The sequence below is a fragment of the Nocardioides sp. YIM 152588 genome, assembly GCF_040191335.1.
GTDB lineage: Bacteria > Actinomycetota > Actinomycetes > Propionibacteriales > Nocardioidaceae > Nocardioides.
Genome location: NZ_JBEGDJ010000026.1, coordinates 15,114 through 25,941, shown reverse-complemented (window position 1 = coordinate 25,941; position 10,828 = coordinate 15,114). Strand labels below are relative to the sequence as shown.

At 70.5% G+C, this 10,828-nt stretch carries 9 protein-coding genes and 1 tRNA gene; 9 read left to right on the top strand and 1 reads right to left on the bottom strand.

The window, feature by feature from the left end:
* The first annotated feature begins 13 nt into the window (after window positions 1-13).
* From ABLM29_RS13490 to ABLM29_RS13450, 9 genes are all read left to right on the top strand, one after another.
* Complete coding sequence (locus ABLM29_RS13490; protein WP_349714639.1) at window positions 14-1,195, top strand: GGDEF domain-containing protein; 1,182 nt, start codon at window positions 14-16, stop codon at window positions 1,193-1,195.
* A gap of 73 nt (window positions 1,196-1,268) precedes the next feature.
* Window positions 1,269-2,486 (top strand): GGDEF domain-containing protein, encoded by a 1,218-nt coding sequence (locus tag ABLM29_RS13485; RefSeq protein WP_349714638.1) that lies wholly within the window; start codon window positions 1,269-1,271, stop codon window positions 2,484-2,486.
* Window positions 2,487-2,515: 29 nt separating this feature from the next.
* Window positions 2,516-2,589 (top strand) — tRNA-Pro (locus tag ABLM29_RS13480).
* A 1,055-nt stretch (window positions 2,590-3,644) separates the two neighbouring features.
* Window positions 3,645-4,250: a helix-turn-helix domain-containing protein gene (locus ABLM29_RS13475; protein ID WP_349714637.1), complete on the top strand. Its 606-nt coding sequence runs from the start codon at window positions 3,645-3,647 to the stop codon at window positions 4,248-4,250.
* Entirely contained in the window at window positions 4,247-4,840 is a 594-nt protein-coding gene (locus ABLM29_RS13470) for a hypothetical protein (RefSeq protein WP_349714636.1), read from the top strand. The genes ABLM29_RS13475 and ABLM29_RS13470 overlap by 4 nt, the downstream gene beginning before the upstream one ends.
* Before the next feature lie 600 nt (window positions 4,841-5,440).
* The gene (locus ABLM29_RS13465) at window positions 5,441-6,358 is read left to right on the top strand and encodes a helix-turn-helix transcriptional regulator (RefSeq protein ID WP_349714635.1); all 918 of its coding nucleotides are present in this window, start codon (window positions 5,441-5,443) and stop codon (window positions 6,356-6,358) included.
* 120 nt (window positions 6,359-6,478) lie between these two features.
* Window positions 6,479-6,874: a (R)-mandelonitrile lyase gene (locus tag ABLM29_RS13460; protein ID WP_349714634.1), complete on the top strand. Its 396-nt coding sequence runs from the start codon at window positions 6,479-6,481 to the stop codon at window positions 6,872-6,874.
* A gap of 38 nt (window positions 6,875-6,912) precedes the next feature.
* Window positions 6,913-7,767 carry an aldo/keto reductase gene (locus tag ABLM29_RS13455; RefSeq protein WP_349714633.1) on the top strand — a complete coding sequence of 285 codons (855 nt, stop codon included), beginning with the start codon at window positions 6,913-6,915 and terminating at the stop codon, window positions 7,765-7,767.
* A 91-nt stretch (window positions 7,768-7,858) separates the two neighbouring features.
* The gene (locus ABLM29_RS13450) at window positions 7,859-9,544 is read left to right on the top strand and encodes a vWA domain-containing protein (RefSeq protein ID WP_349714632.1); all 1,686 of its coding nucleotides are present in this window, start codon (window positions 7,859-7,861) and stop codon (window positions 9,542-9,544) included.
* 52 nt (window positions 9,545-9,596) lie between these two features.
* Here the strand turns inward: ABLM29_RS13450 and ABLM29_RS13445 are convergent, their stop codons facing one another.
* The gene (locus ABLM29_RS13445; protein WP_349714631.1) at window positions 9,597-10,745 is read right to left on the bottom strand and encodes a fibronectin type III domain-containing protein; all 1,149 of its coding nucleotides are present in this window, start codon (window positions 10,743-10,745) and stop codon (window positions 9,597-9,599) included.
* Between the last annotated feature and the right edge of the window lie 83 nt (window positions 10,746-10,828).

Sequence of the window (10,828 nt, the reverse complement as noted above, 5' to 3'; positions counted from 1 at the left end):
TTAGCCTTCCTCCATGCTCGACACGGAAACCCTTCGTGTCGTCTTCGTCGTGGTCGCCGCGTGCGCCACGGTGCTGTTCTCGGTGGCGGCGTACGGAGCGTCACGAGCCCGCTATGGCGTCTGGTGGTGCGCGGCGATGCTGTTCGCCGCCGCCGGCTCCGGGCTGTACCTGTTCAACGGCACCGACCTGCAGGTCGTCGCCAACCCGAGCGGCAACGCGGTCGGGGTGCTCAGCACGATGTGCATCTGGGGGAGTGCGCGCTCCCTGGCGGGGCGCAGCCTGCCGTGGAAGCTCCTCCTCGGCGTGCCGGCGTTCGTGCTGGCGGTCGCGCTCCTCGACGACCCGGCACACGACCTCTGGACCGGCGGGGTGGTCTACCTGGTGGCGATGGGGCTCGGGTTCGTCGGCGCCTCGGCCGACCTGGCCCTGCTGCACCGCCACGTCCGCACCTCGGTCTCGCGCCGCGACGCCGACGGGTACGACGACTTCCAGTACCGCGCCAGCGTGCTGGCGATGGCGGTCGGCATGGCCGCCGCCGGCGGCTTCTACCTCGTGCGCGCGGCGGCGTTCGCGATCTCCGGTCCCGACGGACGGTTCTTCACGACGTGGTTCGGCTCCCAGCCGACGACGCTCCTGCTGATCGTCCTGCTGGTGGTCGCGGTCTTCAGCATGTCCACGCTCACCCGTGCCCAGTACGTCTCCCGGCTCCGCCAGGAGGCGTCCCACGACAGCCTGACCGGCCTCTACAACCGCCGGCAGTTCCTGCGCACGATGGACATCATCCGCAGGCACGGTCGCCGGGACATGAACTGGGTGCTGGTGCTGGCCGACCTCGACCGCCTCAAGCAGCTGAACGACGAGCACGGCCACGCCGCCGGCGACCGCGCGCTCGCGGCGATCGGCAGCATCTGCCGTCGCCACCTGCTGCCCGGCGAGTTCGCGGCCCGCCTCGGCGGCGACGAGTTCGCGCTCCTGCTCAGCGACGCGCACCGCGCCCGCCGCCTGGCCGAGGCGATGAACCGCGAGCTCGCCCAGCTGACCGGCGGCCCCGACGGCGTGGGCGTCAGCTTCGGCGTCACGCACTTCGACCCCGACGAGGACAACGAGGGCGCCCTCGAGCGCGCCGACCGCGCCCTCTACGAGGCCAAGGCCGCCGGCGGCCGCCAGATCGTCGCCGACGGCACCCGACGCTGACCACCGGGGCGATCCGTCCCACGCTCGGCAGGTCTCCGGGGAAATCCGCCGAGCGCTCGGTAGCCTGCGGCGCATGCTCGACACGGTCACGCTGCGTGTCGTCTTCGTGATGGTCGCCTCGTGCGCCCTGGTGCTGTTCGCGGTGACGGCGTACGGAGCGGCGCGGGCCCGCTACAGCACCTGGTGGTGCGCCTCGCTGCTGCTGGCCGCCGCCAGCACCGCGCTGTTCCTCTTCAACGGCACCGTCCTCCAGGTGATCGCCAACCCGTCCGGGAACGCGGTGGGCTCGCTGAGCGCGCTGTGCATCTGGGGCAGCGTCCGCTCCTTGAGCGGTCGGCGACTGCCGCGGGGCGTCCTGGCCGGCGTACCGGCGTTCGTGCTGGCCGTCGCGCTCCTCGACGACCCCGCGCACGACCTGTGGACCGGCGGCGAGGTGTTCCTGCTGTCGATGGCGCTGGGGTTCGGTGGCGCCGCGGTCGAGGCCGGCAGGTTGCACCGGCAGGCGCGGTCGTCGCGGACCCGGTCGGACGAGGCCGGGTACGACGACACCCAGTACCGCGTCAGCGTCGCCCTGATGGCTGGTGGCACCGCCGCCACCGCGGCCTTCTACGTGGCCCGCACCGTCGCGATGCTGATCTGGGGGCGGGACGGCGAGGTGTTCCTGACGGTGTTCGGGCCGCAGCCAGCCACCCTGCTGATGATCGTGCTGCTGGTGATCGCGGTGTACAGCATGTCGACGCTGAGCCGTGCGCAGTACGTCGCCCGGCTGCGCACCGAGGCCTCCCGGGACGTCCTCACCGGCCTGTTCAACCGCCGCCAGTTCCTGCGCCGGGTCGAGTTCGTGCAACGTCACGGCCGCCGCGACGTCCCGTGGGTGCTGGCGCTGGCCGACCTGGACCGGCTCAAGCAGCTCAACGACGTCGACGGTCACGCGGCCGGCGACCGGGCGCTGGAGACCGTCGGTGCCGTCGTGAGCGACACGCTGCGGCCCGGCGAGCTCGCCGGCCGGCTCGGCGGCGACGAGTTCGCCCTGCTCCTGGGCACCGCCACCCGCGCCGAGGAGGTCGTCGGTGCGGTGAACGCCGGCCTCGACGCCGCGACGGCCGGGCTGACCCCGGTCAGCCTCAGCTGCGGCATCACCGAGTTCGACGCCGACACCGACGTCGAGGAGCTCCTCGAGCGCGCCGACCGCGCGATGTACCTGGCCAAGGCCGACGGCGGGCGGCGCCTCCAGGTCGACGGTGGTCCGACGGTGGCACCCGATTCGGAGTCACCGGTCGGCCTGCGGTAGTGTTCCCACGCACTCCTCCGGGAGTGTTTCGGGCTGTGGCGCAGCTTGGTAGCGCACTTGACTGGGGGTCAAGGGGTCGCAGGTTCAAATCCTGTCAGCCCGACCGAAGAACCGGCTCTGATCTGCGGAAACGCTGATCGGAGCCGGTTCCAATTTGAGCTGGAACTGCCGTATCCCCGTTTGTTCGCCGGATCGTGGGGCCGAACCTTCGCGATCAAGCTCCCTGTGGACGTGACGTGGCTTGCGGGACTGCGACACAGCGTGAGGCCGCACTTGAACTACGGGACCGAGGATCCTCAGTTCAAGTCAACGGGCGCTGTGGTTCCCCGCGTCGCGCAGCCGGGCTCAGAGAGCGCAGCCGACCGTGATGGTCGTGGTGCCGACGCGGGCGTCGACCAGGTTCGCCACTGCGTGCTGGGCGGAGTGGACGTGCTCCGGCGCGGGGGAGTGCTGGCCGTCGCCGCCCGAGCGTCTGGCGGCGGAGGACCCCCGGTTGGGCTCTCCAAAGTCGATGCGCAACTCATGGTGCGTCTTGGGTCCGGCAGTTCCGCCGTTGGGGCCGCGGCGCTCGCCCGTGGCTGAGGGCTTGACGTGTCAAACGCGGCGGAGTGGGGCGGGTCCGGCGGCGGGCGTCTAACACGCTGTTCGCCGTTCTGGTCGGCCGTTGACGTCTGTTCGAGCCCGTTGTGGCGGGTTGGAAGCAACGTGGACGGTCGGGTAGTGCGGTGGGCAGCGTCCTACCCGGCTCGCCGCGTCGCTCCGGAAGCGGGTCGTGTGCCTGAGGCATCGTCACAACGGGTTGCTGGGCACACGACCCCGCTCAGCTCCGGCCGCGCCTCGGGTCGTGTGCCCCACGCATCGGTATGGCGGGTTCTCAGGCACACGACCCGAACCAGGCGCGGCATCGCCCGACACGACCGACATCAGGTGCGTCCAACTGGGCGAACTGACGCGGACCGGTCACCCCCGGCCGCGAGCGTGCCCGATAGCCGTCGACGCGGTCCCGCAACAGTTCGCCGGTGTTGCTCTACCGGCGGTGCAGGTCAGTCGCCGCATCTGGCGGGATGTCGCGGACTGAGGCTTGGTCGCCGCCGAGGGTCACGGGGAAGGCGAAAGTGTTATCGGATTCGATAACACTGGTGCGGTAGGCTGGACGGCATGTTGTCCAGGCTCGATCGCGACACGACCGAGGTCATCGCCATGCTGCGCGAGGCGCTGACCGCCAGCGAGTTGTCCCAAGCGTCGTTCGCGCGGGCCATCGGAACCTCCGGGCCGCGGCTGTCGACCTACCTGTCGGGCGACACGAAGCCCTCCGCTCAGTTCGTCGTCAGGGCTCGCCGTCTTGGGCGCGCGCTCGGAGGGGCTGCGGATCGGGGGCTCATGTCCGCCCCCGTCACCGCCGCCGCGATGCGGACCCACCTCCTTGCCGGCGACACGGCCTGGGTCTGGCGGATGCTGCTCCAGGGCCGTGACCACCTCGCCGCGATCATCGAGGAGGGCGAGCAGGCGTTGCTCGACTCGTGGGAGGCGCAGCCCGGTTCGGTCGGATCGACGGAGTGGGATGCGCTGCTCGCTGCGGTCGTCGAGCACGAGTTTGAGACCGCGGGGCTCGAGGCGCCGGCGTGGACCCGCCTGGCGCCGTTGGCCGTTCCGTGGATGCCGGATCATCCGTTCCTCAGCGCCGAGCGCGTTCGGGCACAGACCCCGGATTGGCTCAGCAGTCGAAACATCTACGTCCCGCGCCGTGACCTGGTGACCGCATGACGCGGCGTCACGAGTTCACTGGCGTTGAGATCGCCGCACTGCTCGATGCTCTCGATGACCGCCTGCGGCGACGCGGAGTTGCGGCGGCCGTGTTCGTGGTGGGCGGGGCGGCGATGTCCGCCAATCGGACCCGGCGCGATCGTGTCACCGAGGACGTCGACGCCCTCACTCGGGACGAGACCATCCTCGATGAAGCCCGGGCGTTGGCTCGCGAACGCGGACTGCCGGAGAACTGGCTGAACTCGAACGCGCTGATGTGGATGCCGCCGCTTCCTTCCGGAGTACTCGACGTACCCGACGAGGCCGGCCTGCGCGTCACCTTTGCCGACGACGGGTTCCTGTTCGCCACCAAGCTCGTCGCGCAGCGCGCCAAGGACGCTGACGATGTCGTCGCGCTCGCCCTCCGGCTCGGACTGGAGTCGGCGTCACCCGCCGAACTCGAGGCCCATATCCGTCGCTACTACACCGACGCGGCCGCGTTGGAGTTCATCATCGACGGCAACGACGTCGACCGCGAGATCATCTACTTGGCCGAGGACGCATCCCGAATGATTCGACGGGCCACTCGCGAGCGGGGGAGTCGCGGGTAGTGTTGGCGGAGCGGCGCGTGGTCGCGATTCGGAGAATTGGTCGGTGACCCACTTAATCACCGTTTAATCGCTCAGAACCTCGCTTTCCGGGGCTAATCCAGTCATAGATTCAGACGCTGATTCCCAGCGTATCGGCAGGTCAGAGCAAAGGTTCGCAACGGCCGGCAAGTGTCGAGGTTGGCCCTTGGAACCACAAGGGGTCGCAGGTTCAAATTCTGTCAGCCCGACCGAAGAACCGGCTCTGATCTGCGGAAACGCAAGATCAGGGCCGGTTCTGATTTGAGCCGAGACGGCCGTAGCCACCGCCTAGGCCCCGTCTGTTCGTCGATATCCTGGCCACCGCAGATCTGGTCGGTCGTTCACGGTGCCTCGAGCCCGTTGCGGCGGGCTGAGACCAACGTGGACGGCCGGGTAGTGCGTCGGACCGCGTGTTACATGGTCACCCGGCCGGCGCCGCGTCGGCGTTGTGTGCCTTCGACATCGGGATAGAGGGTTCTCAGGCACACGACCCACGCCACCGCCGGTCGACCGGGAGGGTCCAGCCATCCGGGTCACAACAGGACCTCCCAGGCCCCGCGGACCCGACGTACCGTGATTCTCATGGGCACCACGAGTGGCGGCAAGAGCACCGAGGCCCGCGACTTCCTGGTGACGCGGCGCGCGAAGATCACGCCGGAGCAGGCCGGCCTCACCCTCTACGGCGGGAACCGCCGCGTCCCGGGGCTGCGCCGCGAGGAGGTCGCGATGCTGGCCGGCGTCTCGGCGGACTACTACACCCGCCTGGAGAAGGGGAACCTCGCCGGCGTCTCCGACAGCGTCCTGGAGGCCGTCGCCGGGGCGCTCCAGCTCGACGAGGCCGAGCGGCGCTACCTCTTCGATCTGGCCCGGGCCGCGAACGCCGGCGGACGCCCGTCCGGCCGCAGGCCCGCGCGCAGCCGACGCCAGCCGATCCGACCGACCGTGCAGGCGATCCTCGACTCCATGTCGGACGTCCCGGCGTTCGTGCGCAACGGCCGACTCGACATCGTCGGCACGAACGCGCTCGGCCGCGCGCTGTACGCGCCGGTCTTCGACAGCCCGACGCGGACCAGCGACATGTCGCCGCCCAACCTCGCACGGTTCAACTTCCTCGACCCCGCCGCTCGGGACTGCTTCCCCGACTATGAGGCGTCGCTGAACACGTGCGTACAGCTCCTCCGGGCCGAGGCCGGCCGCGACCCGCACAACAAGGAGCTCACCGGGCTCGTCGGTGAGCTCAGCACCCGCAGCGACGACTTCCGGACCCGGTGGGCGGCGCACGACGTCCGCATCCACCAGACCGGCGGGAAGTGCTTCCACCACCCGGCCGTCGGCCGCCTGGACCTCCGGTTCGAGGCCATGGAGCTCTCGGCCGACGACGGGCTGATCCTGACCGCCTACACCGCCGAGCCGGACTCGGCGACCGCCGAGCGCCTGCGGTTGCTGGCCAGCTGGGCGGCCAGCCAGGGCGAGGGCGCGACGGCCGGCGCCACCGGCTGAGGAACGCCGAGCGGGTCGGCGCGCCGGCGCGCGCGTCGGGTGGGTGCCGCCTGCCCGGAAGCCGACGGACCACGCCACAGACCACCCACGACCCAGAAGAGACAGACAGAGGAGACGAGCATGAAGTTCACCCCCAGCGGCGGCGCCAGCTTCCCGGGCCCCGAGGCCTGGTTCACCGGCACCGTCTTCATCGACGGCGTCGGCGACCCCGCCGACCAGCCCGACGTCGGCTGCGCCCACGTCCGGTTCACCCCGGGCGCCCGGACCGCCTGGCACACCCACCCGAAGGGCCAGACCCTCTACGTCACCGACGGCATCGGCTACGTCGGCACCCGTGGTGGCGTCGTCCAGGAGATCCGCCCCGGCGACGTCGTCTTCATCGAGCCCGGCGAGGAGCACTGGCACGGCGCCACCGCGACCCGCTTCATGTCCCACATCGCCATCCAGGAGGCCGACGAGACCGGCCAGATGGCGACCTGGCTCGAGCACGTCACCGACGCCGACTACGGCGCCTGACCCCTGAACACCCGCAACAGCAAGGAAGAACGCACCACATGATCCTGAACGAGACGTACACGCTGTCCAACGGAATGACCATCCCCAAGCTCGGCCTGGGCACCTGGTTCATCGACGACGACAAGGCCGCACAGGCGGTCCACGATGCCGTCGCGGCCGGCTACCGCAACATCGACACGGCCCAGGCCTACGGCAACGAGCGCGGCGTGGGCGAGGGCGTCCGCACCAGCGGCGTCCCGCGCGAGGAGCTCTTCGTGGCCACCAAGCTGGCCGCCGAGATCAAGGACTATGAAGGTGCCGTGGCCGCGATCGACGCCTCGCTCGCCACCATGGGCCTCGACTACGTCGACCTGATGCTGATCCACAGCCCGCAGCCGTGGGCCGACTGGCGGGGCGGCGACTACGCCGAGGGCAACCGCGAGGCGTGGCGGGCGCTCGAGGAGGCCTACCAGGCCGGGAAGATCCGGTCGATCGGCGTCTCCAACTTCGAGCAGTCCGACCTGGAGAGCCTGCTCGAGACCGCCACAGTGGCCCCGCAGGTCAACCAGCTGCTGGTGCACATCGGCAACACCCCGGCCGAGCTGATCGCGTTCTGCGAGAGCAAGGGCATCCTCGTGGAGGCGTACTCGCCGATCGCGCACGGGGAGATCCTGAAGAGCGCCGAGGTCGCGTCGATGGCGGAGCGGTACGGGGTCTCCATCCCGCAGCTGTGCATCCGCTACACGATCCAGCTCGGCACGGTCTCGCTGGCCAAGACGGGCAACCCGGACCACATGCGCGACAACGCCGGCGTCGACTTCGTCATCTCCGACGAGGACATGGACACGCTGCGGGCCACGGAGTTCCGCGACTACGGGGAGCACAGCTTCTTCCCCGTCTACAGCGGGAAGTAGGGGCTGACGGACCGGTCAGAAGAGCCTTCCGGTCCTGCCCGAGCCGGCGACCCGGACCTAGCGTGGAAGTGATCTCCTCGAGGAGGTAGCCATGCCGAACCCAGGACAAGCGCCGGTCCTCGGTGTGAAGAAGCTCGTCGGCAAGACCGTCGTCGACCGGGGCGAGCCGGTTCCCGTCACGATCCAGCTGAAGGGCGACCAGCGCAAGCTGTGCTCGTCCGCCGGCATCGCCGTCGTCCTCGACGTCTCGGGCAGCCTGGGCCTCTGGCACGGGGAGGTGAAGGCGGCGGTGACCGCGTCGTTGCCGCTGCTCAGCCAGGGCGCGGACCGGATGTCGGTGGGATCGTTCGCCGGCAGCTTCACCCTGCTGCAGGGTTGGACGACGTCGACCTCCGACGTCGTGAAGGCCCTGGCCCAGCTGTCGTCGGGGGGCTCGACGAGCCTGACAGCAGCCATCCAGGGCGCGAACGGGCTGATGGCGAGCCTCCCCGGGACGCCGCAGTGCAGGGCGGCGCTGATCGTGACCGACGGCCAGGCGGGCGCCCCGTCGACATCGCTGCTGGAGCAGGCGAAGCTCAACGGCTGGAAGTACACCTTCCTCGGCGTCGGCAACCAGGACAAGAAGAGGCTCCAGGACCTGGCGACGGGCTCGGGCGGGACCTACCTCGACATCGAGGCGGCGCCGTTCGCCGGATCGCTCCAGGGCGCGATCACCTCGGCGGTGACGGCGTTCTTCCAGGACGCGCTCCAGATCGTCGCGCCCTCGGACATCGTCCTCACCGAGGTCGCGAACCCGGCGCTCACCGTGACCGCGGCCGCCCAGCCGTCGGTCCCGCCGAACCAGGCCGACCCGGCCGCGTACACCACTGCCGCCGGGACCGCGTGGGCGAAGCTCGTCACGAACGGGGCCGCGACCCTACCGGCGATCGACCGGCTGGACATCGACCCCTCGGGTGCGCGCGCCGAGTACTCGGTCGACCTCGAGGTCACGGTCGACGAGTGCAGCGAGAGCGGCACCACCCTGCACTGGGTCGACGACCCGACCGCGCACCTCACCTACTCGGTGCCGGGGTTCGGCACGTTCACCGTGGCGGTCCCCAACCTCCAGATCGCCGTGAACCCGTGCGCGCTGCCGGTGAAGAAGACCTGGGAGCCGGAGGACCGCATCGTCACGCTCGAGGTGAAGAACAACTACAGCCACACCGCCGTCGGGGTCGAGTTGCTGGAGGTCCTGGTGGACCCGCTGCAGATCCTGCGCACGTCGACGGCGCCCCTCGACGGTGGGGCAGGACACCGGCACGCCCGTTTCGGGCTGCCCGAGCTCGACCCCGGCGACACGGCCACGGTCCAGCTGTGGATTGCGCCGTCGACGCCGATCCCGAGCCGGCTCGGCGAGTACCCGGTCAACGACACCAGGGACTCGCACGTCTCGTTCCTCGTCCCGTTCTTCGCCGTGGAGCTCAGCCCGGGCACGCAGGACCACGCGACGATGGCGACCGCGATCGCGCAGCACGCCGTGACGCCCGCCGCGCGCACGCTCCTCGACGACGCCGCGCAGCAGGTCCCCCACGCCTCACACATGGAGGTGGCCGAGAACGCCACGCTCACCCAGAGGTCGGGGCCCCCGTGGCCGACCTTCGGGTGGGAGGTGACCGGGGACCGCGGCAGCTTCGTGATCCGGCAGGTCGGCACCTCCTACGCGGTGCACGTGGTGTGCCGGAAGTGGGACCCGCTGCCCGAGCTGGCCGTTCCCGTGGCCGAGCTCGACCCGCGCTGACCCGCCCCGCCCCTCCGGGGAGCGAACGGGCGGGTTCAGTGCGGGGTCAGGGTCACCCGAACCAGGCGTCCGAGACCTTCTTGTCCATCCGGTGGTCGTACCGGTCGACGGCGTTCCAGTAGAGCGCGAAGTCGAAGCCGCCGGCCGCGATGACCTCGTTCCGCAGCGCCCTGGTCCTCGCGACGCGGTCGGGGTCGTCGGCGGGCGAACCGGTCTCGGCGATGCCGGTGCGGGGCACGCCCGCGGCCCTGGCGGCCTCGGTCATCCGGTCGACCATCTTGGCCGGGTCGACGTCGCCGGTGAGGTAGGAGTCGAACGCGAAGACGTCGACCGTGCCCTGGGGCGGGGTCCAGTCGGCGATGTCCCGGCCCGAGCTGGGCGCGAGCGTGTACTGCATGAGGATGGTCGTCGGGATGAATCCCTCGGCGCGCATCAGCGGGGACTGGAGCTTCCACTGGCGCCGGAACTCGGTCGCCCAGGCGTCGTACGACGCGGTGCCGGCGGCGCCTGCGTCGTTCTCCGGCTCGTGGTTGAACGAGGTGTAGACCGTCAGGCCGTCCGGGATGCCGGCGAGGAAGGTCCTGATCGCGGCCAGGTCGGTCTCCCTCCAGGACACGACGAACGTGTCGATGCCGTCGGCGAGCGCCTCCTTCACGGGTCCGTTCTTGGAGAAGCTCTTCCCGTCGAGCTGCTGGAAGAAGACGCGGGCGGCCTCGGCCCGGCCTCCGTACACGGTCTCGTCCACGTCGGCGGTCGAGGTGTAGTTCGCGCCGAACAGCGTCTCCCCGCTGCCGGGGAGCGGTGCGGTGGCGGTGCCGCCGGAGGCGGCCGTGACCTTGAGGATCGGGGACCGGGTGCCCGCCGCCGGTTCACCGGACATCTCGATGACTCGGACGCGCACCCACCTGTTGGCGCCGGCACTCAGGCCGGTGAGGGTGTGTCGGGTGTTCCTGGTCGCCACCCGGCGTCGATCGGTCATCTTCGCGTTGTCGGCGATCAGGACCCGGTAGCGCGTGGCCCCGGCGGGAGGCGTCCAGGCGACGGTGACGCTGCTGGTGGTGGTGTCCACCGCGCGGACGTTCGTGGGGGCCGGCGCTGCGAGTCGGGCCGCCGCGAGCGGGGTAACCGCCTGCGGCGCGGCGGCGCCGGCGGCGGCGCCCGCTGCGATGGCAGGGATGCTCAGCCCCACGACGGTGCCCATGGTCAGGGCAAGGGTGCGAGGGGCAGCAAGCAATCTCTTCATACGGGTGACCTCTCCAGGTCTCGGGTGCATCTGACGGGGCG